Here is a 26,415-nt window from a genome sequence, read left to right as displayed (position 1 = left end):
AATATCAATTTATTGACACTGTTTTTATATACAGCATTATGCTAGAGTTTTTGAAAGCCAAATGTGATGCCGCAATGAGTAGTTGGCGTAGTAAATCATTTAGCTTATTCATACTCACAATTAGATAGAAGAGAGCCAACAATGACAATACGATGCGGCTGGGTAGACGAGAGCAAACCCGATTATGTTGAATACCATGATAAGGAATGGGGAAGACCTGTACTAGATGACCAGAGCTTGTTTGAGTTTATCACATTGGAATCTGCACAAGCTGGCTTAAGCTGGTATACCATTTTGAAAAAACGTGAAGGCTATAGAAAAGCATTCCACGATTTTGATGTACACAAAGTGAGCCAGATGACAGAGCAAGATGTCGAGCGGCTATTAGCATTTGACGGAATTATCAGAAACCGTGCAAAAATCGCAGCCACGATAAACAACGCTAAGCGATTTATTGAAATTCAGCAAGAGTTTGGCAGCTTTGCAAAATACCAGTGGCAATTTGTTAATTACAAGCCTGTTATCAATCCCATACATGACAAACACGATGCCGTTGCCACCAGTGAACTCAGCGACAAATTTGCCAAGGACTTAAAAAAACGTGGATTTAAGTTTTTAGGCTCAACGACCGTGTATGCACATATGCAAGCTTGCGGCATGGTTAACGACCATGCCGATAACTGTTTTTGCAAACAAACCATTATTGCCAGTTATCAAGACTTGGATTTTACTCGACTTTAAACAATAAAACACAAGGCCGCGTATTAAGCGGCCTTGTTGAGTTGATTAGGTAACCTGAACTTGGAATAACAACTTGTTCTCTAGCAGCTGTTACCCCTTACTACTGCGTTAAATTTGCTTACAATAGGCCAGCTATTGACGCACAAATTTGCCTTGTATTAAGAAATAACTTCTGGCTAGAGTGATACTTCGCTTTTGAATTTAGTGATTTTAGTGGATTAACTTACTTCTTATCCCGAGTTCAGGTTAGGTAGTAATTGATGAACTATCAATCACGATTGAGATTATACTTTTTCATCTTCTCAACTAATGTTGTACGGCGAACGCCCAAGATTTCAGCCGCGCGAGCAACCACATAATCGTAGCGCTCTAAAGCTTGAGTGATCAAATCAATTTCAAGCTCTGCTAAATATTCTTTTAACTCTATCCCCTCGTCCGGCAGTAAGCCAACATTCGATGCTTGCGGCGCAAAATCTTCTGCTACCATATCCTCTTCATCGTCACTAAAACCATCGCTAAATAGTTCGTTGAAGGCATCTTTTTCCAAAAGTTCTTCTGGATATTCAGGCTCAAACGCTTCGACTTCTATATAGCGGTACTTTTGTGGTAAATCAGTCACATCGACAACCTTGTCTGGGAACATAATCACCATTCGTTCCACAAGGTTTGCAAGCTCTCGAATATTCCCAGGCCAAGCGTGCGACTTTAAGCTGTCTACGGCTCTATCCGTAAACTTAACCGAATTGCCCGTTTGTTCATTTACTCTACGTGTTAGTTCTTTTAGCAGTAGCGCAATATCTTCCGCACGCTCGTTTAAAGAGGGGTTTTCAATGGGGAATACATTGAGTCTATAAAATAAGTCTTCGCGAAACTTGCCGTTTTCAATCATGGTTTCAAGATTACGGTGCGTTGCGGCAATCACACGAACATCCGCCTGAATCGGCTTTGTGCCCCCTACTCGTTCATAGGTGCGTTCTTGTAAAACTCGTAACAATTTCACCTGCATTTGCAGTGGCATATCACCGATTTCATCGAGAAAAAGCGTACCTCCTTGCGCCAGTTCAAAACGCCCTTTTCTGGCTGAAATCGCGCCAGTAAACGCGCCTTTTTCATGACCAAAAAGCTCGCTTTCTAACAACTCCCCAGGGATAGCACCACAGTTAACTGGCACAAATGGTCCCTGTGCACGTTTAGACAATAAGTGTACGTTACGTGCAACCACTTCCTTACCGGTTCCCGATTCACCCAAAATAAGGACATTGGCGTCGGTTTTAGCCACTTGAGAAATCAAGAAACGAACGTTTTTAACCGCTTCGGTTTCCCCAACTAAACCATCAAAGCTCTTATTTAGTAGCTTGTTCTCTTTATTTGGAAGCATACGTAAATATTGCTGACAGTCATGTAGCAATTGCATCGTGACTTCTTGCCCAAAGGGTTCGGTGATAAGCCCTATTACATTCGGTAATGCAAGTAGCGGCCTGAGCGTTTCACCTATTAATAAAAACGGGACGGCGGGATGAGATTTTATCAACGCTTCGTGTGTTAAGCTTTGCAAAGCGCCTAGCACAAAAATTGGTTCTTGGTTGTTATCAAGGATCTTGGGCTCATAACGCTCTTCGGCCAGCACTTCATTTGCTTGACCGACAAAACTAAGTGCCGCACCTAATCCGATCGCTCTTTTGTTGTTGTTATCTAAGATCAAGACCATTGCTTGAGAACCAATCTACTTAAAATTTTTTCAATAGTTAGATTGTAAGAGAGATTAAGGGGGATGCAATACCTAAGTGGCAACTTTTTGACATTAACGCCAAAAAATCGCCACTAGAGCTGTTCTATATCAATACTTTGGTATTAATTTATAATAAACCTAGTACCGATGATGCAGACTGATTAGCTTGACCACGCAAAGCAATAGAAGCTTGCGATAAAATATCGTTGGCAACTTGATCGCTCACCGCTTGCGCGTAATCGGTGTCTTGAATTCGACTTTGGCTCGCCGCAATGTTCTCACGTTGGTTACTTGCAGAGCGAATTGTACTAGATACCGCATTTTCAAATGCGCCAAGCTCCGCGCGTTGGCTGTTTAAATCCTCAGAGACTGTATCTGCCGCATCAATGGCAGCTTGTGCGCCCGCCTGCGTCGAAATGTCTACACTCAATATTGCACTGGCAAAACCACCATCAGTCTGCTGTAGCGACTGAGTGGTATTAGCGTCGGGACCTACCTGAAAACTACGAGACTCACCGTCAAAAATTTGTGCGCCACCAAATGTAGTATTTTCAAACGTTTCGCTGATTTGCGTTTGCAACTGCGATACTTCCTCTTGCAATGCTTGACGGTCACTATCTGTCAACGCCCCATTACCGGCTTGAATCGATAATTCTCTAATCCGGGAAACCGCATCATTCACTCCAGACAATGCCGAGTCAGCGGTTTGCGAATACGAGATACCATCATATGCGTTACGAATAGATTGACTGTAGCCGTCCTGTTGAGACGTCAAACGATTAATGATCTGCAAAGCCGCAGCATCGTCTGCAGCAGAATTAACCTTCTTACCAGAAGCCAGCTGTTGATTGAGTTTATTAGCAGTCTGCTCCGTGCGATTAAAAAAAGCAGTACTTTGTGATTGGATTTTCATATATACCCCCATTCACTATCATTAGGTTAAATCTACGCTATTGTGAGCAAAAAGTCACCATAGCCGTTAAATTTCCTGCAATGACTGGCATAAATACTGCAAAACACATAGAAGTGATATAAAGTATTGAGTAGTAGCTAATTTATTGTATCGGTGAGATATCTAGAGCAGTTTCGATACTCGATACTGTAAAGTTTTGATTGCACCTGTAGGTGGACACCCTATGTTTGATAATAAAACCATTTTAATAACCGGCGGCACAGGCTCTTTTGGCAAAAAATATGTAAAAACTTTGCTCGAGAGATACAAGCCTAAAAAAATCATTATCTTTTCTCGAGATGAGTTAAAACAGTTTGAGATGCAACAAGAGTTTAATCAACGCTGCATGCGATACTTTATCGGAGATGTACGAGATAAAGATAGGTTACGAAGAGCAATGCAAGGCGTCAACTACGTCATTCATGCCGCTGCATTGAAACAAGTTCCTGCTGCTGAATATAATCCTATGGAGTGTATTAAAACCAATATTAATGGGGCTGAAAATGTGATTGAAGCCGCTTTAGATAATGATGTAGAAAAGGTTATCGCACTTTCTACAGATAAAGCAGCAAATCCAATTAATTTATACGGTGCTACGAAGCTCGCATCAGATAAACTCTTCGTCGCTGCGAACAATATTGCAGGTGGACATAAAACTCTTTTTTCCGTTGTCCGTTATGGCAATGTTGTCTGCTCCAGAGGCTCTGTAGTTCCTGTCTTTCAAAAGTTCATTGATGAAGGTAAAGATCACATTCCTATCACACATCCTGAAATGACCCGTTTTTGGATAAGCCTGCAGCAAGGGGTTGACTTTGTACTAAAGAATTTTGAGCGGATGCTAGGTGGTGAAATCTTCGTTCCAAAGATACCTTCCATAAAGATTACGGATTTGGCGACCGCGATGGCCCCCAACTTACCGCAGAAAATTATTGGTATACGTCCAGGCGAAAAACTTCACGAAGTAATGTGTCCTGCAGACTTATGCTTTGATACTTTTGAATATGACGATCATTTCGTTATCGCTCCAGGTATAAAGTTCAGTAGTCGAAGTAACGACTTTACGATCAACGCAATTGGCGAAAAAGGCCACCCTGTTAGTACTAACTTCGAATTTAACTCTCTCGATAACCCTGATTATATGTCTGTTGAAGAAATATTGGCATTTAACATTGAGGCAATTAAATGATCCCATATGGCAGACAAGATATTAATCAAGATGATATAGATGCTGTCATTGAAGTTCTAAAGTCAGACTGGCTAACCCAAGGCCCTAAAGTTCAAGATTTTGAGTTAAAAGTTGCGCAACACTGCAATGTTGAACATGCTATCGCATGTAATAGTGCTACTTCAGCTTTGCACATAGCGTGCTTAGCATTAGAAATCGGTCCAGATGATATCGTTTGGACATCACCAGTCTCATTCGTAGCAAGTAGTAACTGTGCCCTATATTGCGGTGCAAGCATCGACTTTGTTGATATAGACACCCAAACGGGTAATATGTCGATTCAAGCTTTGACAAAAAAACTTGAGCAATCAAAATCTGAAAATAAATTACCCAAAGCTATCATTCCAGTGCACCTTGCAGGTCAGCCTTGCGATATGTATGAAATTGCTGAACTGTCGAAAAAATATGGATTTAAAGTAATAGAGGATGCCTCCCACGCTATCGGTGCGAATTACAATGGGGAACCTGTAGGAAACTGTAAATACAGTGATATCTGCGTATTTAGCTTTCATCCAGTAAAGATTGTCACAAGTGCTGAAGGAGGCATGCTTACAACCAAGCATGGACAACTAGCACACAGAGCCAAGTCATTTAGAAGCCACGGTATTACCTCTGATCCAAAAGAATTAGTCCAGCAAAGTCATGGCCCTTGGTATTATGAACAGCAATCTTTAGGCTTTAATTATCGACTGACAGATATACAAGCTGCTCTCGGACTAAGTCAAATGTCGCGCCTAGAAGATTTTGTCACTCGGCGAAACCAGTTGGCTGAGATTTACAGTGATAATTTGCCTAAGCAGCTTTGCCATTTAACTCGGCTATCTAATCGTCGCTCCTCCTATCACCTTTATATCGTGCTGCTACCTGAAGGCTTGGACCAAAAATACGTGGTCACACATTTACGCGATAAGGGAGTGTTTGCACACGTCCATTATATCCCGATTCATTTACAGCCGTTTTACCAATCTCTCGGATTTAAAAAAGGTGATTTTCCCAATGCGGAAGCGTACTATAAACGTGCCATTACTTTGCCTCTACACCCTAATTTGACAACACAAGATATTGCTTACATCTCGTCCATATTGTCGGAGCTATTATGAAGTTAGCACTAGGTACAGTTCAATTTGGTTTAGATTATGGAGTGAGTAATTTTGATGGCAGACCGGGCACAGCAGAAGTGGCTCAAATTCTAGAGATTGCTGAAAAAAATAATATCAACTTGATTGATACTGCTATCGGTTACGGCAATAGTCACAACGTCCTAAACGATCATCATGTAGCCAAACGTGATTTCAATCTGATCACGAAACTTCCTCCGCTCAACAAAGCTTACTTCGAAAAGTCGGATGTAGACCATTACCTGCAATATATTGAAAGTGCTTTTGAGGAACTCGGCGCCGACTCTTTACACGGCGTGTTATTTCACCAAAGTGCAGATCTCCTAAAGCCCGGAGTAGAAGCAATCTGGCAAAGACTAACAGCCCTCCAAAGTGAAAAAAAAATTTCAAAGCTAGGTGTATCGATGTATGCCAATGCTGACTGTAAACAGCTCTTATCACTTTATCAGCTTGATCTAGTTCAACTACCATACAATGTATTGGACAGATACTTTGAACAGACAGGATGGTTAGCTCAATTCCGACAACGAGGAATTGAAGTTCATGCTCGAAGTATATTTCTACAGGGGTTGCTTTTGATGGAATCTGACAAAGTACCGCCTTACTTCAAGACTTGGATAAGCAACCTTGAACAGATTTCAAAACTCGCAGAGACCTTCAATACCTCCAAGTTAGTTATTAGCCTCGCTTATGTATTACAGCAAAAAGCGATAGATCACTGTGTTGTTGGAGTAAATAAGGCTCGAGAGCTTACTGACATACTATCAGCTTTTGAGAATGCGATTCACATAGCTTCAAGTGACTTGCCAGATTTGAGTGTGGATGATTTAGCGTTAACCAACCCCGCACTGTGGCCATAACGAATAGGAATTAAAATGCAAATGAAGACAAAACAGTCCCCACTAAAGCTTGCGTTCATTGGTGGTGGCAATAATTCAGCTGTCGGTTATGTACACTTTGCAGCCACTCAACTCGACAACAAATTCACCGTTGTTGCTGGTGCTTTTTCACGAGATACGGAACAAAACATTGCAACCTCAAATCGCTGGGGTATATCAGAGCAACGCACTTATCGTTGCTGGAAAGAGCTTATAAAAAAAGAGAAAAGTAACGTAGATGCATTTGTTATACTGACACCTACACCCCACCATATCGAAGTTCTCACAACTTTGTTGGAGCAAGATATACCCGTAATTTGCGAAAAATCATTAGTTTGCGGCCCACTTGAAATAGCAACTCTCGAGAAGACTTATAACGCCAGTAAGCACTTCTTAGCAGTTACCTATAACTATTCAGGTTATGCCATGATCAGAGAGCTAAAGCATCTGATTAAGCACGATAAGCTGGGAACCATACAGAAAGTTCATTTAGAGATGCCTCAAGAGGGTTTTCGTAGACCTCCAGATATTGCGGGGAAAGCTTCTAGCCCTCAGGCTTGGCGCTTACACGACAGCGAAGTTCCAACAATTTGTTTGGATTTAGGCGTTCATTTACATCACTTGTCCACTTACTTGCTCGACATTGAACCAAACGAAACCATAGCAGAATTTGCGAATCACTCGCAGTACCCAAATTTAGTAGATGATGTACATATGCTATTAAAATATCCATGTAATATTAAAGGTAGTATGTGGATGTCTAAGACAGCAATAGGACATAGGAATGGCTTAAAAGTGCGCATTTATGGTGAAAAAGGGAGTGCGTTTTGGTATCAACTCAACCCAGATGAACTTGAACTCAACTATAATGATGGCCGCAGAGAAATTTTGGACCGCGCTGGGCAATGTGAGTACGCAGGTCAATTTCGGTATAACCGTATGAAGCCAGGCCACCCTACCGGGTTTGTCGAAGCATTCGCTAACCTATACGCAGATATACACCACGAGCTATGCTTATATCTGGAAGGTGAAAAGAAAAGCAATGACTACGTATTTGGCCTAGAGCAAGCTAAAGCAGGTCTGTGCCTATTTAAAGCCGCCAAAGAATCTGTACACTCTGGTACTTGGGAAAAAATAGCGAATTAATATCGTTTCAATAGACCTTATTTATTCCCTAATCAATTTTAGGGAATAAATTTTCAGCCAATTGCATCAAACACTTCGCTCTTGAGTTCTGAATGAGCCAAGCTTTGCTAACGACTTTTACCTTCGGTTTAGCTCTTCATACCACTAAAATAAAAATCACTTTCGGGATATCTCCCCCTTGCATAAGGTGTTGTTCAACCTATCTTTTGTAGCTCACCTTGTGCTGAACATAATAGTGCTTTTACATCGTGTAGCCTCAAAGCCAGCCGTAAACGTGCAATCGGCCTTCCAGTTTGTCCGCTGTTCTGATTAGATAATAAGCTTGTTAATCAAACGGCTGTCAGGCAAGCCTAGTTGCTTAAATTCTCTATATATCGGAGCATAGTACTGAACCGCTGCGATAAACACCGGTGTCTGGGTTTTTGTCAGCATATCTGGTGCATAAACCGGTTTACCCATAAACGTGGTTCCAATTTTATTGGGGTCTGGATCAATAAAATAAGCTAACTCGACTCTTTTGAAGTAGTTGCTATGCTCCAATAACAGACGTGCTGTTTCTCCTGCCCCCCAAAGAGCAACAGGCACTTTGGAGTCCGCTAACGCGACGATATCATTCAGCCCAGCCAGCTCCAATTTATCCGCTAACAACGCCTCTTCATCAACGCTTAACTCTCCGATACGCATGAGTATCAAGTCGTCTAAATAAACCACGTGTGCGCCAAGCTGCTTTAATGATTTATATAAACGCACAATAAGCACCAAATCATCGCTGCTAATACGCTCTTCTTTAAAATCAAAACTTATCTGAAAATTACAAGCTTTCAGCTGATATCGATCAATTAGCTCGGCAAACGCACGAATTTCCGCTTGAAACTTATTTCCATCCGTGAATATGTATTTAACCGTAACGGCTTCGGCATTAGCACTGGAGTACTTTACAAGGTTTTCCATCACCTTATGTAAGCTGTTTTTGCCCCGGATCTTGACAAACGTTTCTTCAGTCCCCGCATCTATACTCGTAAATATGCTAACTTTCTTAGCGAGCAGTAGCTCATAGATCGCTTTATTAAACACTACCGCATTAGTTATAACCCGGTTGCTTGATAGCGGTAATCGCTCCGTTGTCTGCAAAAGTAATTTAGAAAAATGCTTATCAGAGGTAGGCTCCCCCCCACCCCAAATGCAAAGCGCTTTTTCACTCAGTCGTTGCTCATCTAATAATGCTTTTTGCAAAGCCAGTACGTCGTAAGCTGGCTTTTCTCCGCCGTAGTAAGTATCGCTACAGTAGCTACATTTCAAGTTACATACTGAGTGATGCTCATACGATACCTTTGTAATTTTACTAGATTCAATCGCCCCCCACTGTTTAAACTCTAGGTAAGGGCAACCATCGCAACCTGTCGGCTCACCCATATTGATATCTGCAAATAGCTTTTTCTTTGCATCCATTATCGTTTTTACTAGATTTTCGGATTGCTCTAGCTGCTCACTATTAACAATAGTTACGTCGCCACGCATTTCGTTGTCAACAAAGAAACGCTTACAGCAAGTACGAATTTCTTTTGGTGCAAGAAACGCGGAGTGATGTAAGTCTATACAGCTCCACTTTTTCCCTTCGTTTTCTTCTAGGAATTCATCTATTACTTCACTTCGGCGCTGCGCTGCGGTTTCATGCGTCATCATGGTATTAAGAAAGTGTTTTACTAACAAACTGTAATAGGTTTTGTCCAATGGTAGGCTATCAATAGGCACAGAAAAATCGTTAAGTTGTTTAAACGTATATTCATAGAGAGGCTCTCGAAGCTCCTTACTTGGCGCTTTTAAGAATATTTTCCTGATGCAAGTAGCAACCAACCCAATTACACCGGTTAAGAAAGCAGTATGCAGGCTTTGGTTCTTTGAAACTGATTTGAGGAGTGTGTGGATCACTGCATAAGAACGATAAAATCCTTTGATGTGAGACGTGCTAACCGAATTCACTATTGAATCAGGTCGTGGGGTTTTTAAATAAATAACTTCATCCAGTAATTTTACTTCCCTTGCATGCCAGTACACTAAAAAGGTAAAGTCAATATCTTCATGGAAGCCACCAGCAAAGGACACCTGATGCTCTATCAATAATTGACGCTTGATCATCAAGTAAATTGCCGAATGATCCATTCTAAATTTTACGTATTTTTCTAACAACAACGCTTTTTCATTTGTAAATTCAGGTTTATCAAACCGACCTTCAAAATGAAATGTCTCATTGTTAACGTTATCTTTTTTATATCGCCAGTCAAAAGCCACCACATCACAATTAACGGTTTCGGGATCAACAAATTGTATCAACTGCTTTAACGCTAGATCAGTCAATGCGTCATCACTGTCAACAAATAAAATCCACTCCCCTTTAGCATGCTCTATACCCAAATTACGCGCAACTCCCGGACCACTATTAGTCTCAGTCTGGAGCACATGCACAGCTTGATTGCGCTCTGCAAAAGCTGATAACAACGCAAAAGTACCATCCGTTGAGCAATCATCAATTACGATGATCTCAGCGAAATCTTCTAATTGAGTCACCAAACTTGCAAGACAAGCTTGAATATACTCAGCGCTGTTGTAAGTTGGTACTATTAGTGAAATCTTCATGCTATTACTCTCTAAAGTGCTTATCTACCTGACTAGCTGTATGTCTCTTTGACTTGCTGCCGGAGTACTTTTCCCATCGCATTTCGGGCTAAATTGTCACACTTTTCAATAATCCGAGGCTGTTGATAATCGGTCAATTCAGCGAAGCATAATTTACGTAACGCTTGCTCAAGGCTTTCTTCTTGTTGTACTTTCGCCTGCTCGTAGACTACTTTAATGACTTCTCCTAAAGTAGGATCGGCAACGCCAAAAGCAACGCAATCAGTAACTAAGGGGTGACGTTTTATTACCTCTTCAATATCTTGTGGGTAAATATTGATGCCACCACTTGATATTACCTCTTTTTTGCGACCCACATAAAATAGAAAACCTTCCTTATTCAGGTAGCCCAAATCGCCTGTGTAAAAATAACCTGTATCATCATATGCAGCTTTTGTTGCCTCTAACTGTTTCAAATAACCTGAAAATTGAGTTGTAGTTTTACAGGCAATTTCTCCGACAACTCCGATTTCAACAGGCTTTCTGTGGCCGTCACAGATCTTTACATCAACAAATGGGAGAGGTTTACCTACACTGCCCTGATTTCCACCTTCATCATCGATACAAAAGTCCGTTACTACCCCCACTTCAGATGCACCATAGCATTCATGAAACTCGCAGCTAAGTGACTTTAATAACTTCCCTTTCGTCACTGTATTTAAAACAGCTGATGAAGACACAAGTATTCGGACGGAGGAAATGTCTTTGTTTTCGACACCTTGGGCAACTAACCCCTCTAGCTGTGAAGACACCGCAAACAAGAAACTGACTTGATACTGTTCGATAGCACCTAGCCAGCTTTGTAACTGAAACTTAGGTAAAATCACAGTTGTAGCGCCGAGCATTAACGGCATTAATACCCCCCGTTGGGCAAGGGAATGATAAAGCGGTGTTGCGACCAAAATGACATCATCTGACGTTAATTGATAGTAATTTATCGTTGCTGAAAACGCGCGTTCAATCTTACACTTTTGACTTAACACGATTGGTTTTGGTGAACCTGTTGAGCCTGACGTCATAGTCAAAATAAAGTCCAACTCAGGCGCTGCATCCGAGTATTCTTCGTCATGTTCTACATCGGTGAAAATATCCTCCCAACAACGTTCACCGAGAACGCTTTCACCTATAGTTATTACCTCATCTTCTCTCACAACCGCACTTTCCAGTAAAGTACGACTAACAGTGGGCCAACAAATGGCCATACTTACAGGAGTCTTCTTCAGCGCTATTTCTAACGCAGCTCCCTTTAGGGTTATTGGCAACGGTACCACAGCTAAACCCAATTTCGCAGCAGCTAGCAATACAACAGGGTATTCAATGCCATTGGGTGCAAACAATGCAATTCGCTGCCCCGGTGTTAGACCCTGCTCCTTAAAAAAACGACTTAAAATTAGGACGTAATTAAACAACGAGCGGTAGGTAACTTCCGTTCCGGAAAATACTACTGCTACCTTATCTGGCGACTTTTCCACATTTCGATGAAAAAGGTGGTATATATTAACCATGCTCGTTCTCTCTCGTTAACATTACATAATTAAACTTTTTAGGATCAGCTGATGGGAAAATTGATTGTGTAACCTGAAAATGAGGACTATCGACCTCAATAGCTTTGAAACCATTATGCTGATTCAGCAAATTAACAAATTTATTGTCTTTATGGATTACTGCAAGCCAAATACCATCAGGATATTCTTCCTCACAGAGTTTTAGCTGCCAGTTTAATGCCAACTGGACATACGCAAAATTAACCTGCTCAAGGGCTGAAAACCAGCCGCCATATAAGTATGTTTGTCCGTTTTGCTCTAGTGATTGGTGCCAAATATAGATGAGAGGATTACCATCTAATTCAACGACAAAGTTTTCACGCTGATTTTGATGCCACCACTTGTAGTGACCAAGTGTCGGGATAGCTTCCGTGATAGTCATTCTGACGTTATTATGTTGACTATTGCGGGCGTGTAAATAGCGATTAATATCAAAAAAGTCTACCATCCTAACGGTTAAATCTGCTGCTATAGGTAGATATTCACGTTTACAAAGTGACTGTATTTCCGCTTCAGACTGTGTCTGTTGTGATAATAAATAACTTGAAACTCTAGCAGCTCCCCTGCCATCGACGCAAACTTTACTGTGGTTTCTGTACTCAGCTAGCTTGTCTGAATTATCAAGTAATATATTAATCAATTCAACGACTTCCAACGGATCACTAGATAAAAACTCAGGCAGATGTAAACAGTGCCCTAAATCATCCAACCAGCTCTGATTATGCTCTTGATTTTTAGCCATACTAAATGTTAGTGCAGGTGTTTTTGTTGCAGCAAGTTCATACAACGAAGTACCCAACGCACCAACAAATAACTGTGCTCTAATAAAGCTTGGGTACAAACTCTTTGGACTTCTGTTTATCTCAACTTGTGGATAAATATGCTGCAATGATATTATCGAGTCATAATTTGTTGCAGATGGTCCTAGGACAATTTCTATCGGCTGACATGGCCTAAGCTGACACACTAATTCAATTATAGGAGTCAATAACTCCCAATCCCCGCCACCACCGAGAGAAAATAGCAGATGAGAACGTTCTATATCTGCGCGCGAACTGTCGTGATATACACTTTCAAGTAAAGCATATTTAGGTCCCAAAAGCGTTTCACAGTCATGAGATACCAAATGATGATAATAAGCTTCGGTTTGATCTCCTCGCCATCTAATATCTATTAATGTATTGGCTAAATGTTCACGACCCAAATCATCTATTACAACAAGTTTAAATTGATCTTGAATTTGGCTTTCCCACTCTCTACCTAATAGATAAGAGTCAACAACGATAGCTTCAGCACCTACTTGGTAAGCGATAGATAAAGTTTGTTGGGCATCATCATATTCACTCGTCCCATGAGCAATTAAGGTGACGCTGTAGTTAATACCACTGATATAGTCACTCAGACAGTCATTTTCATCTAAAATGAAATGACTACCACAACCCCGAACACTAAGCTCCTTAGCCAAATTCAAGCATCGTTTTAAGTGGCCAATTCCTTGAGTGCTGTTAACACGAAAAACAAACATCAAGACCTCAAGATTACATCAATGAGGCCACCCACTGTCGCTGAGTCTGGTCTCAACATTTGCTCAGGTGTTAGGCGAACCCCAAAATCGGTTTCGATCTGCATTACCATTGATAACATTTCAAATGAGTCTAATAACCCGGACTCCATAAAATTAAAACTTTGTAGCTGTTCACTCTTAACGGCTACACCACGAGCTAATAGGAAGGTCTGAAAAAATTCAAGTAGCTGAGTTTCGCTAGGCATTAACAAAAATCCTCCCATTTAAGCTGAGTACCTGCAGGTAAAGACTTATTTACTCGTCGCCCGATAAGCGATGGCAAGTGCTTTGGTTGAATTTCGCCTCCACCAGGGCGCATTTGTCGCAAATGCATATTAGACAGCGTTTCACCCGATTCAACGTCCTTAATAAGGTAAACACAACGGCGCTTTTGACAAGGAGTATCTGGGTAATGTACTCGCCCCATTGCTTTCTCGATCTGTCTTACTCCATGTACAAGGTTTTGTAATTCTTCTGGTGTCATTGAGAAAAAGCTATCTGCAGTTTGATCATTTTTATCCATTACAAAGTGCTTTTCGATAACACATCCACCCACAGCAACCGACGCTAAAGGCACATCGTTCCCTAGAGTATGATCTGACAAACCAACAGGAACCGAAAAAGCTTCTCGCATATGCGGTATTGTTCTTAGATTAATACTATCAGCAGGTGCCGGATAAGTACTGGTACACTTTAACAGGCATAATTCAGTGACACCGGCATCTTTTGCTACTTTTACTGCGTCTGCAATTTCAGGCAGCGTCGCACCGCCAGTAGACATAATCACAGGCTTGCCGGTTGCGGCAACATCACGAATAAGTTGATGATCAATCAGCTCTGGAGACGCAATTTTATATGCCGGCGCATCAAGTTGTTCTAATAAATCAACAGCTGATTTATCGAATGGTGAAGAAAAGCAAGTAATCCCTATTTTTTTAGCTAATTCAAAAAGTTCAGCATGAAACTCCCAAGGCATGTACGCATGTTGATAAAGATCGTATAAATACTGCCCCTTCCACGGCCCATCTTTAATAAAAAAATGTGGTAAGTCACACTTAATTGTAAGCGTGTCGGCACTATATGTTTGTAATTTAATTGCATCGGCACCCGCTTCCTTTGCCGCATAAACCAACTCTTTGGCTCGACTTAAGCTTTGTCCATGGTTTGCTGACATCTCAGCAATAATATAATTTGGGTGTTGATGTCCGACTAGACGCCCATCTATTTTAAGCTCTTGTTTAAACATATTTATCCAACTTTTACTTGCTCAACATGTTTATTTATGTCGAGTACTTCTGGGTGTGCTTTTAATTTTCTCTTCAGTTCAGGAAAACTAAATTCAGTCTTATTATCGAAGAGCTGAAAAACTTTCTGTATTGCTAGATAGTCATCTGGTTCGTCTAAAGTCAAACGCCAACCAGATAAATCCTCATGATAACTATAATCAGCGACCTTCAAGTTTTTCACTATATACTGTGTCAGGTGCTCTCTCTCAAAATCTTGGCTAGCACTGGCATGTGCTTGTGCTAGCGCTGCGAATGTAAATACCTCGGTGTCAAGGCCATTTGGAAATCCACAATGAGGACCCGCGCATACATAATCAAAATTGTTGCGGATATTAAAGAAATGAGAAACGACCTTAGCGGTTTCATAGGCATCAATCAAAGGGCAATCACTAGTACAGCGAACAAGTACTGTATCTGGTTTCGCGTTTACTAACTCTGCTGCTAAGTAATACCTGCTGAGCACATCGTGAGTATCCCCCTCAACAAACCTTACCCCCAAAGACTTGCACAGTTCGGTAATTGGGGTTTGGGAGCCATCATTGGTTGTTGCTACAATAATTTTGTCTTTGAAAGGGGATAAACGCTCAATCATAACCTGAAGCACTGGACGTCCACACAAAGGCAACATCACTTTTTTCGGCAAGCGAGTTGATGTCATCCGCGCCTGAATAATAATATGAAAGTCCTTATTTTTTAAGCTTTCATAAATAGAGTCACTTTGATTCATACTAATAACTAAAATACTTCAATGCTTTGTTATCGGCCAAACCAATAACTAATTTAATAACAATTCCATTTTAACCCCAGAGAGACTTTCATCATCGAGCTGATCAGGTTCCAAAGTCTTGAAACCCATTTTAATGTACGCTTTCACAGCTGGGACATTAGACTTATCAACGCCCAAAAACACTCTCTTAAGGTTGTATTTGTCTTTTGCTATTGTGATAAAAGCAAAAATTGCCTCTTTCGCAACTCCCTTGCCATGCCAATTTTTATCGCCAATCAAGATCCCCATTTCAGCCGAGGTCCCACCAGAATATTCTGAAAGAATAAACTTCACGTTGCCAATATGCTGCTCAGCTTCCTTTGTAAAAATTCCATACAAATAAGTATCTGGCGTATTATTTTGTGTATTGATATATGTCACTAAATCGTCGGTCGTTTGTTGTCGGTTTAAAATAAACTGACTGACGTCACTATTTAACCATGAAAGATAATCAGCGGTTGCGTCGGACGGAGTTAACCCTCTCATTTTGAAACGCTCGGAAACAATCATCATTTTGTGCTTTCCCGTCTAATATCAAATATCAGTATTCAAAAAGTTGTTAATATTAATTTAACCTTTTAAAACCAGCAGTTGTCGGAGTAACCTCCTTCAGCACTTCAGGATCATGCAGAGCGACTTTTACTGCTTTAAATGCATTGTCTACTGCAGATAGATATTCATCTACGTGTTCTTCTTTATGTGCATACATTGCATAGAACATATTTGTAGCTAACACTCCTTGGTTTATCATCTGCTCTATAAAATACGCCTTCAACTGCAGTGGGTTATCATGCTCGAAAGAAAAATGACACAGGGCATCAATACCAGAAATATGAATGCTCAATCCATGTTTTTCAGCAAGAGACTGCCAACCGGCTTTAACCAGTGCACCAATTTTTTGAAGATGATCATGCACGTTATTTGCTTCATAATAACGTATAGTTGCTAGTGCTGCGGTTGGACCCACTCGCTCCGTCCACATCGTACTGGAAATGAAACTTGATTGTGCAGCATCCATCCACTTCTCTTTTCCGATTATTGCGGCCATCGCATAACCATTCGCTAGTGCTTTAGAAAACACGGCAATATCAGGTTCTATACCAAGCAGTAAATGCGATCCTCCACAATTAATTCTGAAACCCATCGATATTTCATCAATTATTAATGGGATACCCAGTGATTTGGCTATTTTTCCAACGAAACTCCAATACTCTGAATTAGGTGCAATATTACGCATTGGCTCCATAACAATAGCGCCCAGCTCAGGGCCATGTTGCTCGACGACCTCTTTTAGAGAGTCAATGTCATTATATGAAAATGGTATTGCAGTGCCGGCCAACGCTTTTGGAACACCCGCTGGAGATAAACCCGCAATTAAATGCTCATCTAGGTTTTCTTTCGAGGACACATTTGCCGCCAAGTACCAGTCATGCCAGCCATGGTAACCACAAAATGCAATTTTATCTTTTCCCGTCGCGGCGCGAGCAATTCTTACAGCAATTGTCATTGCCTCTCCACCGCACCTTGCGAATCGGACTTGATCTGACCATGGATGCAGCTCTACTAATTTCTCTGCCAACATGACCTCTTCTGGACAGTTTAAACTAGAACTAACCCCATTATTGATTGTTTCAATTACAGCCTGATCGACGGCAGGCTCAGCATACCCTAGAATGTTTGCCCCTATGCCAGATATCGACATATCAAGATATCGTTGCTCATTGAGGTCCCAAACATAACAACCTTTCGCTTTGCTGAAGTAACCTGGCCACACACTTTGATTAAACATGTCGGGTCGCTTTGACAATAATTGTGAAAGACCAGGGATCAGTTGCTTCGCTTTTGCTTGCATTTCAGTATTTTTATTCGTCATGATTTCTCAACTAACATTTTCAACTTCACTGATGAAGCAAAGTTAGTACCAATTAGGTGGTAACTAACCTTTAAATTTGGCTTGAGTCACTTTTAATCTTCAGTAAACAACTCCTTCAGGGAAATCAAGGGTAGTTTTACTGATATTTTTCACTCAAGAATCAGATTTCAGTAAAGTGTAAGGGAATTTTAAATAAACAGCTAATTTTAAAAGAAAATGGGGGGAAACGTAGAGAGTAACAAGCCATGCAAAACGTTTATTATTTCTGGTTTAAGCTGGCTCCGAAGTGTCTACTCATTAACTTCGGAGCCGCGACAAAATCTTGTCACCCTTTTACATATCGACTTTTACTGACAAAGTCTATTTCTTTGGCGGTAGTATTCAGGACATTGCTTAAGAAAATCAACCCAAGCCTTTAACGCTTTTCTAAAATACGGAACCACTTCGTAATCATCACCAAAGTTATGAAGAATTGAAATTAATATTGATGACGTATAAAGAGCTTCACCTTCTAGTAACTGATACAAGCCTAAATGATCTGCAGAATTTCTAAATGAGTACAAATACCTGAGACTTTTCAGTAAAACTTCTTGCGCAGATTCTCGACAATCAAACTCTTCTTCCAAAAGCTCCACCATTGTGCCGCACAGCTGCTCAAACTCTTCTTCACAAAGTAGCTTTTCCATAGATTCAATGTCAGCTTTAGCTGCAAAAAGGTTAGTTTTGATATGCTCCACAACTTGGTGTTTATCAACTCCCCTTTCAGGCAACAAAATGTCTTTACTCTCCAGTGGTATAGAGTGCTTAATCTTTGCACCATTACTACAGTTGTAACAGTTTACATTTTCTTTAAGAAATGATTCTAGAATCCTTTCCATTTGACAGTTGCCAACATACATAAACTCATCAGAAAGTACCGTTTCACAAAAGTTTCCTGGGATCCTGACTTGCCCCCCTATTTTGGTTGGTTCAATGACAGTCTCACCTTCTTCACTGTAATAAAAGCTTGCCTTACTATGATGATGTTCAGGGTCTATGTAGCCATTATCCACACCAAACAGATAGATGTCTTTAAATCCAAGATGACATGCATAACTCAGCGCAGTATTGCCCACGAGAGGATTTGAAAATGAAAGGCTTCGAAGCACTTTATTCTCATTCCTGTAATGAGATAGTTGCAACATTTGTGTACCTGACTCACCAGGTTTAAGCGCCATTCCCGCCCATCCAAATAGACCAGCCACATCTGGATGCATCACATTAGTAACAAGCAAATTTAAGTCTTTGCGCATCGATTCGGGTATATGCTGCTTGAGGAAATAATAGGTTGATTTAGTTCGTTCCAGTGCAACGTGAAAATCGGGAATAATCCCATGCTTTATTAATGCTGTAGTCGCTGAGTTACACGCGAATATAATGACTTTATCTTGGATCCGTTTTAGCGGTTCAATATTGGCGTCTAATGAAGGACCGTTTGCAACCACTACGGCTGGTATATCATGCAATAGCGCTTTATCTTGCTGTTCATTGGCAGAAAACATGAAGTTGCAGTTGTTTTTAACATTCCCCAATGAGTTAGCTATCCCGATCATAGCATCATCGAAGAAGCCAAATCCCGCGAAAAACTGGTGGTAATTCTTTTTAAATTCCGCGATCCATTTATTTACTTCAACTGATGGGTAATGCTGATAAAACCAAGAGTGGCAGACACTGGCTACACTTATTTCTCTTGAGCGTGAATAAACCTTTTCGTAAATTTCATGTTCTGTGACCCCTACACCTAGATAAAGGTAAGCACCTTGAGCCTCAATTTTTTCAAGTATAGAAACCCAATCGGAAACAAACAAACTAGCAAAAAAGTAGTCTTCATTCGGTTCAAAAATATTTACGTAACCAGCTTTACAAGCATCGATAACGTCTTCAAGGTGATAGCCAAGCCCAATACCGAAAATCATCTTGTTTGGAACTGCACTACCTAACTTCTTAAATGGCGCTAAGTTCGATTTCGTCTCAACAAAGATTTCCCCTAAGTTTCGCATCAATTCAACATGAAGAAACTCGATGTCACCATTTTCAACAAATGCAACACCGGAGTGGTCTAAACGTCCAAGAATTGGATTTTCGATATTTTTCTGTGTCTGCTTTTGTATTTGTGAAACTGGGTCTTCGCTATACATCGGTACACCAGTTTTATAATCAATAATATTGGCGCTGCCGTTAGGATTAACAAATAAGTTAAACAGCGAGTTTGGCTCGTAGGTTAAGTATTTTTCGTAAATTTCTGGAAAATGTGATTTGAAGGCTTTGAGGTTTCTTTCAAATTTTAAATTGGCAGCTTCTATAAACAACTCTTCTCTAAGCGCCTGTTCTTCCACGGCCTTTAATTTTACTTCAAGAGTTTCTAACTGGGACTTAATTGGATCCATGATATTATTTGAACTCGTTATATTTCTTGATTGAGGATTGTTTTCGCTGAATCTTCAGCAACTGCTCTCGGGTACTTCTTTTTTCTTGATTCATACGTTCAATCACTTCATTCAACATTGCGATTGACTCTTCTAAGTAGACCCTTTTTTCTTCAACATCTTCTATCAAGTCTGAACGCTTTTGAATATATAAACAAAATTTCTTTGTTTCTGTTTCAGCGAGTTCCATCTCACCTCTTTGAAGGTGTTCGAAAATCAAACACAACAATTCCCCAAGTTCGTCTCTATGCTGGCTATCCATGACTAGCGTCTTGAGAAGCATTATTCAGTGTTTTAATGCGGACATCTACAGGGATCGCATCCCAAGCTGATTTAATTTCTTTCAACAGGTTAGACACTTCATCTACGATGGCTGAATCATTTTGTACTGATGCATCCAGTAGCCTATCCATCATATAACTGTACAGGGCATATAAGTTTTCTGTTACTTCACCACCAACATCAAAGTCCAAGCATTCACGTAACGCTTCAATAATTGCTGATGCTCTTGAAATATGTTCGGATTTGGCTTCAAGATTTCTTTTATCAATAGCTACCTTTGCCAGTACCATTTTTTCAATAGCGCCTGCCATCAACATCTGGATAATTTCATAACGATCCGCACCTGCCACTCGAGTTTTAAGCGCTTCTCTCTGGTAATTCTTAACTTTTGCATTATACATGTTCAATCCTCTCTATTACTTGGATTTGGTAAAGCCTGGAAGATTAGAAAGTTGAGCTCCCAAATAAGATTGAGTTTGCTGCATTTGCGCGATAAGTACATCAAGCCCTGCATATTTTTGACGTAAGCTAGCTTCAAATGACTTCATACGCTCCTGGTGATTTATGACATCGTCCTCTAAATCGTCAAGTTGAGCATTCAAACTAGTCTCACGTTGTTTCATAAGTCCATCTGAATCGACGTAGTTTCCGAGCAATTCTTCTAATTTTTTGGCTACACCATTTTCCCCTGCAAATGCTGTACCAATATCATCGTAATTATCATCCATTGCTTCGTTTAAGCTGCGAACTAGTGATGACTTTTCTAAATAACCTTCTTTATTAACACCAAGGCCCATGTCAAACACTGACTCAAATGGTCCAGCATCAGTCAACGTAGAACCCAGAGTAGAAACCAACTGATCACTCAATGCTCTCATCGAAGCATCACCATTTAGAGGCTTTCCGACTCGAGTTTGCAGGCCAATCATTCCAACGAGATTATTGTAATTTGTAATCAACTCATCGACGAGCTTAGTGACAGACTCTCTGTCATAATCTACGTCCAATTTAGCTGTTAATTTTGTACCAGATGTGTCCTCAGGGCTAACTTCGAGTGCTCTTATCGTCATATCTTGAACAGCATCTTTAAATGTGTTTGTATCGCTGTTAACTGTAAGGCCATCTACCGTTATAATTGCATCTTGCGCTTTGTCTGCATCCGCAATTACCATGCCACCAGACGGGTTTGTTGTCGCGTCATATGTCTCAATAGCATCAAGCTCAGTAGTATCACTTGTAATCACTAGGTCGTTTCCATCGCCACTGACATTTGACGTAAAAACAAGTTTGGAGCCTACATCGGGATCACCTGTGTTAATAATATTGGCAGTGATACCGAAGTTGGTATCTGATGCATTAATAGCATCTCTTAACTCAGCCAGAGTCATTCCAGCAGTTACTTCTAAATCAAATGATTTATCCGCACCTGCTGAAAAAGACAAAGTACCACCACTTGCACTAACAACTGCGTCGGCTGAAGCAAAAGCACCGTCCGCAGAAACGGCTCGGCTTCCTTGCGCCAATTGTTCTACAGCAATCTTGAAATTACCCGTAGAAATATCTGACGTTGGTGTTACGCTGATTATTTCAGCACCATCTGGTTGACGAATATTCGCGATTCGCTTGCCAAAGTTATCGATGTCCGCTAGTTTTTCAATTGTGTCTTTAAGTTTTGAAATGGCAGATTTAACCTCACCGACAGAAGACAACTCAACTTTCAGTGATTCTTGCTTTGCAGCAAACCTTTGCATCTTGGGTACGTTTTCCGCATCCACAGAAGCTTTTATAATTGACTCTAAATCAAGCCCTGAGCCAACACCCGCAGATGTAATAAGTGGCATAATCTACCTCCAAATCTATATCAGGCGGTTCTATCAAATAACACGCCACGCTTTGTAAGTTTATCGGCAAACTCTTCCAAAGCCTTAGCTACTTCCCTAAACTCTTTTGAAGGAATTTCCCTAATTACTTCATTGCTAGACTTATCTAAAACAAGAACAACTGGAGGATCACCCTCTTCATCAAGTTGAAACTGTAAGTTCGTAGCCGTAACGGGGATAACATCGTTTAGTCTAGCTAAATTGTCTTTAACTTCTGATATTAACTGTTCATTACTGCTAGCACCTTTGCCATTATGCTCAGGTGAATCTTCAGGCTTTACTCCATCTGGAGTATTACCGCGTTCATTGTTTAATTCTTGTCTTGGTTGCTTAATCAGTTGGCTATCAACCGAATAGTTTAGCCCTTGAGAAATTTGAACATCACTCATCTAGACCTCCTGTAAAGCCTATAAAGAGTATACGCCAAGTTCGCGAACATTCCCAAACTTGACGCTTTTCTCAGAATATTACCCAAGTAACGATAGTGCTACCTGTGGACGCTGATTAGCTTGGCTCAAAATAGAGCTACTCGCTTGTTGTAAAATCTGCATCTTAGTCAGGTTGGCTGTTTCTTGAGCAAAATCGGTATCTCTAACTCGAGATTGAGCTGCTGATAAGTTTTCTTGGATATTTGACTGGTTACGAATAGTTGACTGGAATCGGTTTTGTACCGCACCAAGCTCAGCACGTTTCTTATCAACTACCGCAATCATGGTATCCATTGCAGCCAGTACTTGCTGTGCATTTTCTTGCGAAGATACACTAATTACGGTGGCAGCCATGTTGGTGAAACCAGCGGTAGCCTCTGTAACTCCAGTACCAACATTACTGATACCAGCAGCTAATGTTGACATTGTTTTTCCTGATACTGCTGACGCAATGCCGGCGATACCAGACATTGTGAAGCCACCATTTGCTGTCAAAGAGTTAGAGCCGTTTGAAGACGAACCAACGTCTTTCATACTAAAGCTTATAGTCTGAACGGCATCAGAGCCAACTTGGAAATTTGAATCATAGGTGCCATCTAGTAGATTTTGACCACCAAAAGTTGTGTCTTTAGCAACACGGTTAACTTCCGACGCCAATGAGCGAATTTCTTCTTGCAGTGCTAATCGGTCTTCGTCTGTATTCGAACCATTTGATGCTTGTTGCGCTAGCGTACGAATACGCTGAAACATTTGTGTCGTCTCATCCAAAGCACCCTCTGCGGTTTGCGCAAGAGAAATACCATCATTCGCATTTCGAATACCTTGGTTTAATCCGTTAATTTGTCCTGTTAGACGGTTCGAGATCTGCATACCTGCAGCATCATCTTTTGCACTGTTTATTCTAAAGCCTGATGACAATCTTTTAAAAGAAGTATCAAGCGCACTACCTGAGTTCATCAATTGTCTTTGTGCATTCAATGAACTGACATTGGTATTAACGTAAATAGCCATAATAGCCTCCGCTTTATAATACATATTTCAATGCTGCGGGATACCCCTACCCTGCAGTATTGAAGAGGTTAGAGTACTAGATTGATAGTTCTCTAACTCTTCTATCGACTATAAAAGAGGAAGCTTTAGCTTTTTTTTTAAAAAATTTAACTCATTAGCCTTGTAGTAGACTTAAAGCTGCTTGAGGTCGTTGATTTGCTTGACCTAATATAGTTTGGCTAGCTTGTTGTAAAATCTGATTCTTCGTTAACTTTGCAGTTTCTAAAGCAAAGTCCGCGTCTTTTACTCGCGATTTCGCTGAGTTTAGATTTTCAGATACGTTCGACTGATTTCGAATGGTCGACTGAAAGCGGTTTTGAACAGCACCCAGCTCTGCACGTTTTTTATCCACCACTGCTATCATTGCATCCATCGCTGCGAGAACTTGTTGTGCATTTTCTTGCGAAGAAACACTGATCAAAGTTGCAGCCATGTTCGTAAAACCGGCAGTCGCTTCTGTTACTCCGGTGCCAACATTACTAATACCAGCAGCCAACACTGACATCCCTTTACCTGAAACCGCAGACGCAATCCCCGCTATTCCAGACATAGTGAAGCCACCATTGGTGGTCATTGAGTTGCTACCGTTAGCAGAAGAGCCAACTTCCTTCATGCTAAAGCCAATTGTTTGAACGGCATCTGCACCTACTTGGAAGTTTGCAGAGTAGGTTCCATCAAGTAGATTTTGACCACCAAATGTTGTATCACTTGCGACTCGATTTACTTCAGCTGATAGCTGACGAATCTCTTCTTGGATCGCTAAACGGTCTTCATCAGTATTAGAGCCGTTTGCAGCCTGTTGTGCAAGCGTCCTAATTCGCTGGAACATAGAGGTGATTTCGTCCATTGCACCTTCAGCTGTTTGAGCAAGAGAAATACCGTCATTCGCATTACGGTTGCCTTGTTCAAGTCCCATGATCTGTGAATTTAATCGGTCGGAGATCTGTAAACCTGCAGCATCATCAGCAGCACTGTTTATCCGCAAACCAGATGATAGACGCTTGAAAGAAGTATCTAGTTCATTACCTGAATTAGTCAATTGTCTTTGTGCATTAATTGCACTGACATTGGTATTTACATATAAAGCCATAACTCACTCTCTTTTTGCCAAATCAATATCTAATTGATAGATAGTTAAATGACAAAGCGGCATGCATGTTTCAGGTTTTCTTTTTACTAAGGCAACCAATTGCCACTTTGACGCCAAAATTAACTCTACTGGGTTTAAAGCAAGTTACAGGCCAAAAAGACACAAGGTTATAGACATAGCTAAAAATTTAATTTAAAACCATGATAAATATGAAATTTATAGATTTCTATTTTGAAATTTGGATATAGATATTATCTTAGCGTCAATTTACTGTGCTTATTTGAGCGGTACTCATATACCGTGTGAGCGATGCTCACCAATAAATCTTAGACAAAATAGCCTAGGCATTGAAGTCGCTGGTTAAATAATCTGTGCATCGAACATCTAATGCCTTATCCAAACCTCATACATTGATTTAGCGGCAAACAAACAGATTTTACGCTCTATATATAGTTGGTATAAAGGAAGTTATATGAAGTAAAAGAGGGGCTGGCTAGCCCCTCTTTAGTAAGTTTGAGAGTGAGTGTCATTTTTTTAACACAAACTTGGCATGGTATGTGCTTTAATTAACGTGTTCATTGTTTTAATGAACGCTATTGGATTTTTTAGCTCCTCCGCTTTATCATCCAATTCGGTGCCTAAGCAAATACCCCATCTGGCTTAGGCACCTTTTACCATCCTAGTTAAATTATCCTAGTAGACTTAGTGCAGCTTGAGGACGTTGGTTAGCCTGGCTTAGAATTGTTTGGCTTGCCTGCTGTAGAATCTGCATTTTAGTCAAGCTAGCTGTTTCTTGAGCAAAGTCAGTATCTTTCACTCGAGATTTTGCAGCTGATAAGTTTTCCTGAATATTCGATTGGTTACGAATAGTTGATTGGAATCGGTTTTGTACCGCACCAAGCTCAGCTCGTTTCTTATCAACTACTGCAATCATTGAATCCATCGCAGCTAACACTTGTTGTGCATTTTCCTGTGACGATACACTAATGATTGTAGCTGCCATGTTGGTGAAACCAGCTGTCGCTTCTGTAACACCTGTACCAACATTACTGATACCAGCAGCAAGGGTCGACATTGTTTTGCCAGTTACCGCGGAAGCGATCCCCGCGATACCAGACATTGTGAAGCCGCCATTTGCTGTCAAAGAGTTGGAACCATTCGCAGACGAACCAACGTTTTTCATGCTGAAGCCAATTGTCTGTACTGCATCAGCACCGACTTGGAAGTTAGCCTCGTATGAGCCATCTAGTAAATTTTGTCCACCAAAAGTTGTATCTTTTGCTACACGGTTAACTTCTGATGCTAAAGAACGGATTTCTTCTTGAATCGCCAATCTGTCTTCATCAGTATTCGAACCGTTTGAAGCTTGTTGAGCTAGGGTACGCATACGTTGGAACATTGAAGTTACTTCGTCCATTGCCCCTTCTGCAGTTTGAGCAAGAGAGATACCGTCGTTCGCGTTACGGTTACCTTGATTAAGACCATTGATTTGTGAAGTCAAACGGTCAGAAATTTGTAGGCCTGCAGCATCATCAGCAGCGCTGTTGATACGAAAGCCTGAAGATAGACGCTTAAATGATGTATCTAGTGCGTTACCAGATTGCATTAATTGTCTTTGTGCGTTCAATGAACTTACGTTAGTATTTACATAAAGTGCCATGATGGTTCTCCCACTTTAAATCGAGTCTTTCACTCTCAAACTTAGAAACTTTCCAACCTTTGAAT

The 26,415-nt window shown here is 40.7% G+C and carries 23 protein-coding genes; 5 read left to right on the top strand and 18 right to left on the bottom strand.

All coding sequences use genetic code 11. The annotated features are described in order from the left end of the window. Nucleotides 1-141: 141 nt before the first annotated feature. Entirely contained in the window at nt 142-741 is a 600-nt protein-coding gene (locus tag MHN30_RS03270; RefSeq protein WP_130164492.1) for a DNA-3-methyladenine glycosylase I, read from the top strand. A 268-nt stretch (nt 742-1,009) separates the two neighbouring features. Here MHN30_RS03270 and MHN30_RS03265 read toward each other — a convergent pair whose 3' ends face one another. Beyond that, entirely contained in the window at nt 1,010-2,449 is a 1,440-nt protein-coding gene (locus MHN30_RS03265; RefSeq protein WP_239358225.1) for a sigma-54 dependent transcriptional regulator, read from the bottom strand. A 148-nt stretch (nt 2,450-2,597) separates the two neighbouring features. After that, nucleotides 2,598-3,383, bottom strand: coding sequence for a flagellin (locus MHN30_RS03260; RefSeq protein WP_039492535.1), 786 nt, complete (start codon nt 3,381-3,383; stop codon nt 2,598-2,600). Between the two features lie 223 nt (nt 3,384-3,606). On the opposite strand from MHN30_RS03260, the gene pseB reads away from it, so the two are divergent. From pseB to MHN30_RS03240, 4 genes are read left to right on the top strand one after another with little or no spacing between them, the layout of a single operon-like run. Beyond that, nucleotides 3,607-4,608 (top strand): UDP-N-acetylglucosamine 4,6-dehydratase (inverting), encoded by a 1,002-nt coding sequence (pseB, locus tag MHN30_RS03255; RefSeq protein WP_039492537.1) that lies wholly within the window; start codon nt 3,607-3,609, stop codon nt 4,606-4,608. Further along, entirely contained in the window at nt 4,605-5,747 is a 1,143-nt protein-coding gene (gene pseC, locus MHN30_RS03250; protein ID WP_239358216.1) for a UDP-4-amino-4,6-dideoxy-N-acetyl-beta-L-altrosamine transaminase, read from the top strand. Before pseB ends, pseC begins: the two co-directional genes overlap by 4 nt. Continuing rightward, entirely contained in the window at nt 5,744-6,625 is an 882-nt protein-coding gene (locus MHN30_RS03245) for an aldo/keto reductase (RefSeq protein ID WP_239358206.1), read from the top strand. The genes pseC and MHN30_RS03245 overlap by 4 nt, the downstream gene beginning before the upstream one ends. Before the next feature lie 15 nt (nt 6,626-6,640). Continuing rightward, nucleotides 6,641-7,789 carry a Gfo/Idh/MocA family oxidoreductase gene (locus MHN30_RS03240; protein ID WP_239358204.1) on the top strand — a complete coding sequence of 383 codons (1,149 nt, stop codon included), beginning with the start codon at nt 6,641-6,643 and terminating at the stop codon, nt 7,787-7,789. A gap of 309 nt (nt 7,790-8,098) precedes the next feature. On the opposite strand, the gene MHN30_RS03235 is transcribed toward MHN30_RS03240, so the two are convergent. The 16 genes from MHN30_RS03235 to MHN30_RS03160 form a co-directional block, all read right to left on the bottom strand. Then, nucleotides 8,099-10,423 carry a glycosyltransferase gene (locus tag MHN30_RS03235; protein WP_239358202.1) on the bottom strand — a complete coding sequence of 775 codons (2,325 nt, stop codon included), beginning with the start codon at nt 10,421-10,423 and terminating at the stop codon, nt 8,099-8,101. A gap of 32 nt (nt 10,424-10,455) precedes the next feature. Next, nucleotides 10,456-11,967 (bottom strand): class I adenylate-forming enzyme family protein, encoded by a 1,512-nt coding sequence (locus tag MHN30_RS03230; RefSeq protein ID WP_239358200.1) that lies wholly within the window; start codon nt 11,965-11,967, stop codon nt 10,456-10,458. After that, a complete protein-coding gene (pseG, locus tag MHN30_RS03225; protein ID WP_239358198.1) occupies nt 11,960-13,531 on the bottom strand; it encodes a UDP-2,4-diacetamido-2,4,6-trideoxy-beta-L-altropyranose hydrolase in 1,572 nt (523 codons plus the stop codon). The genes MHN30_RS03230 and pseG overlap by 8 nt, the downstream gene beginning before the upstream one ends. Further along, nucleotides 13,531-13,776: a phosphopantetheine-binding protein gene (locus tag MHN30_RS03220; RefSeq protein ID WP_039492552.1), complete on the bottom strand. Its 246-nt coding sequence runs from the start codon at nt 13,774-13,776 to the stop codon at nt 13,531-13,533. The genes pseG and MHN30_RS03220 overlap by 1 nt, the downstream gene beginning before the upstream one ends. Beyond that, nucleotides 13,776-14,816, bottom strand: a complete 1,041-nt coding sequence (gene pseI, locus MHN30_RS03215) for a pseudaminic acid synthase (RefSeq protein WP_239358188.1) — start codon at nt 14,814-14,816, stop codon at nt 13,776-13,778. The genes MHN30_RS03220 and pseI overlap by 1 nt, the downstream gene beginning before the upstream one ends. A 2-nt stretch (nt 14,817-14,818) precedes the next feature. Continuing rightward, nucleotides 14,819-15,583 carry a glycosyltransferase family protein gene (locus tag MHN30_RS03210; protein ID WP_082083462.1) on the bottom strand — a complete coding sequence of 255 codons (765 nt, stop codon included), beginning with the start codon at nt 15,581-15,583 and terminating at the stop codon, nt 14,819-14,821. A 48-nt stretch (nt 15,584-15,631) separates the two neighbouring features. Next, nucleotides 15,632-16,135: a GNAT family N-acetyltransferase gene (locus MHN30_RS03205; protein ID WP_083229820.1), complete on the bottom strand. Its 504-nt coding sequence runs from the start codon at nt 16,133-16,135 to the stop codon at nt 15,632-15,634. A 52-nt stretch (nt 16,136-16,187) separates the two neighbouring features. Then, the gene (locus MHN30_RS03200) at nt 16,188-17,495 is read right to left on the bottom strand and encodes an aminotransferase class III-fold pyridoxal phosphate-dependent enzyme (protein WP_239358181.1); all 1,308 of its coding nucleotides are present in this window, start codon (nt 17,493-17,495) and stop codon (nt 16,188-16,190) included. A 347-nt stretch (nt 17,496-17,842) separates the two neighbouring features. Then, on the bottom strand, nt 17,843-19,921 hold the full coding sequence (locus MHN30_RS03195; protein WP_069018745.1) for a 6-hydroxymethylpterin diphosphokinase MptE-like protein: 2,079 nt from the start codon (nt 19,919-19,921) through the stop codon (nt 17,843-17,845). A 4-nt stretch (nt 19,922-19,925) separates the two neighbouring features. Beyond that, nucleotides 19,926-20,222 carry a hypothetical protein gene (locus tag MHN30_RS03190; RefSeq protein WP_130126599.1) on the bottom strand — a complete coding sequence of 99 codons (297 nt, stop codon included), beginning with the start codon at nt 20,220-20,222 and terminating at the stop codon, nt 19,926-19,928. Continuing rightward, nucleotides 20,215-20,643, bottom strand: a complete 429-nt coding sequence (gene fliS, locus MHN30_RS03185) for a flagellar export chaperone FliS (protein WP_039492563.1) — start codon at nt 20,641-20,643, stop codon at nt 20,215-20,217. Before fliS ends, MHN30_RS03190 begins: the two co-directional genes overlap by 8 nt. Nucleotides 20,644-20,658: 15 nt before the next feature. Then, the gene (fliD, locus tag MHN30_RS03180; RefSeq protein ID WP_130164498.1) at nt 20,659-22,083 is read right to left on the bottom strand and encodes a flagellar filament capping protein FliD; all 1,425 of its coding nucleotides are present in this window, start codon (nt 22,081-22,083) and stop codon (nt 20,659-20,661) included. Between the two features lie 20 nt (nt 22,084-22,103). After that, nucleotides 22,104-22,511: a flagellar protein FlaG gene (locus MHN30_RS03175; RefSeq protein WP_039492567.1), complete on the bottom strand. Its 408-nt coding sequence runs from the start codon at nt 22,509-22,511 to the stop codon at nt 22,104-22,106. Between the two features lie 78 nt (nt 22,512-22,589). Beyond that, complete coding sequence (locus MHN30_RS03170) at nt 22,590-23,561, bottom strand: flagellin (RefSeq protein WP_039492670.1); 972 nt, start codon at nt 23,559-23,561, stop codon at nt 22,590-22,592. Nucleotides 23,562-23,715: 154 nt separating this feature from the next. After that, nucleotides 23,716-24,690: a flagellin gene (locus MHN30_RS03165; protein WP_130164499.1), complete on the bottom strand. Its 975-nt coding sequence runs from the start codon at nt 24,688-24,690 to the stop codon at nt 23,716-23,718. Between the two features lie 688 nt (nt 24,691-25,378). Continuing rightward, on the bottom strand, nt 25,379-26,350 hold the full coding sequence (locus MHN30_RS03160; protein WP_039492570.1) for a flagellin: 972 nt from the start codon (nt 26,348-26,350) through the stop codon (nt 25,379-25,381). Nucleotides 26,351-26,415 lie beyond the last annotated feature (65 nt).

The organism is Pseudoalteromonas sp. OF7H-1, assembly GCF_022347825.1.
Lineage (GTDB): Bacteria > Pseudomonadota > Gammaproteobacteria > Enterobacterales > Alteromonadaceae > Pseudoalteromonas > Pseudoalteromonas maricaloris.
This window is presented reverse-complemented; position numbering and strand designations above follow the sequence as displayed.

Excerpts from the sequence above, each read along its gene's own strand:
- MHN30_RS03270 (WP_130164492.1), top strand. The coding sequence starts at position 142 with ATGACAATACGATGCGGCTGGGTAGACGAGAGCAAACCCGATTATGTT.
- MHN30_RS03265 (WP_239358225.1), bottom strand. The coding sequence starts at position 2,449 with ATGGTCTTGATCTTAGATAACAACAACAAAAGAGCGATCGGATTAGGT.
- MHN30_RS03260 (WP_039492535.1), bottom strand. The coding sequence starts at position 3,383 with ATGAAAATCCAATCACAAAGTACTGCTTTTTTTAATCGCACGGAGCAG.
- pseB (WP_039492537.1), top strand. The coding sequence starts at position 3,607 with ATGTTTGATAATAAAACCATTTTAATAACCGGCGGCACAGGCTCTTTT.
- pseC (WP_239358216.1), top strand. The coding sequence starts at position 4,605 with ATGATCCCATATGGCAGACAAGATATTAATCAAGATGATATAGATGCT.
- MHN30_RS03245 (WP_239358206.1), top strand. The coding sequence starts at position 5,744 with ATGAAGTTAGCACTAGGTACAGTTCAATTTGGTTTAGATTATGGAGTG.
- MHN30_RS03240 (WP_239358204.1), top strand. The coding sequence starts at position 6,641 with ATGCAAATGAAGACAAAACAGTCCCCACTAAAGCTTGCGTTCATTGGT.
- MHN30_RS03235 (WP_239358202.1), bottom strand. The coding sequence starts at position 10,423 with ATGAAGATTTCACTAATAGTACCAACTTACAACAGCGCTGAGTATATT.
- MHN30_RS03230 (WP_239358200.1), bottom strand. The coding sequence starts at position 11,967 with ATGGTTAATATATACCACCTTTTTCATCGAAATGTGGAAAAGTCGCCA.
- pseG (WP_239358198.1), bottom strand. The coding sequence starts at position 13,531 with ATGTTTGTTTTTCGTGTTAACAGCACTCAAGGAATTGGCCACTTAAAA.
- MHN30_RS03220 (WP_039492552.1), bottom strand. The coding sequence starts at position 13,776 with ATGCCTAGCGAAACTCAGCTACTTGAATTTTTTCAGACCTTCCTATTA.
- pseI (WP_239358188.1), bottom strand. The coding sequence starts at position 14,816 with ATGTTTAAACAAGAGCTTAAAATAGATGGGCGTCTAGTCGGACATCAA.
- MHN30_RS03210 (WP_082083462.1), bottom strand. The coding sequence starts at position 15,583 with ATGAATCAAAGTGACTCTATTTATGAAAGCTTAAAAAATAAGGACTTT.
- MHN30_RS03205 (WP_083229820.1), bottom strand. The coding sequence starts at position 16,135 with ATGATGATTGTTTCCGAGCGTTTCAAAATGAGAGGGTTAACTCCGTCC.
- MHN30_RS03200 (WP_239358181.1), bottom strand. The coding sequence starts at position 17,495 with ATGACGAATAAAAATACTGAAATGCAAGCAAAAGCGAAGCAACTGATC.
- MHN30_RS03195 (WP_069018745.1), bottom strand. The coding sequence starts at position 19,921 with ATGGATCCAATTAAGTCCCAGTTAGAAACTCTTGAAGTAAAATTAAAG.
- MHN30_RS03190 (WP_130126599.1), bottom strand. The coding sequence starts at position 20,222 with ATGGATAGCCAGCATAGAGACGAACTTGGGGAATTGTTGTGTTTGATT.
- fliS (WP_039492563.1), bottom strand. The coding sequence starts at position 20,643 with ATGTATAATGCAAAAGTTAAGAATTACCAGAGAGAAGCGCTTAAAACT.
- fliD (WP_130164498.1), bottom strand. The coding sequence starts at position 22,083 with ATGCCACTTATTACATCTGCGGGTGTTGGCTCAGGGCTTGATTTAGAG.
- MHN30_RS03175 (WP_039492567.1), bottom strand. The coding sequence starts at position 22,511 with ATGAGTGATGTTCAAATTTCTCAAGGGCTAAACTATTCGGTTGATAGC.
- MHN30_RS03170 (WP_039492670.1), bottom strand. The coding sequence starts at position 23,561 with ATGGCTATTTACGTTAATACCAATGTCAGTTCATTGAATGCACAAAGA.
- MHN30_RS03165 (WP_130164499.1), bottom strand. The coding sequence starts at position 24,690 with ATGGCTTTATATGTAAATACCAATGTCAGTGCAATTAATGCACAAAGA.
- MHN30_RS03160 (WP_039492570.1), bottom strand. The coding sequence starts at position 26,350 with ATGGCACTTTATGTAAATACTAACGTAAGTTCATTGAACGCACAAAGA.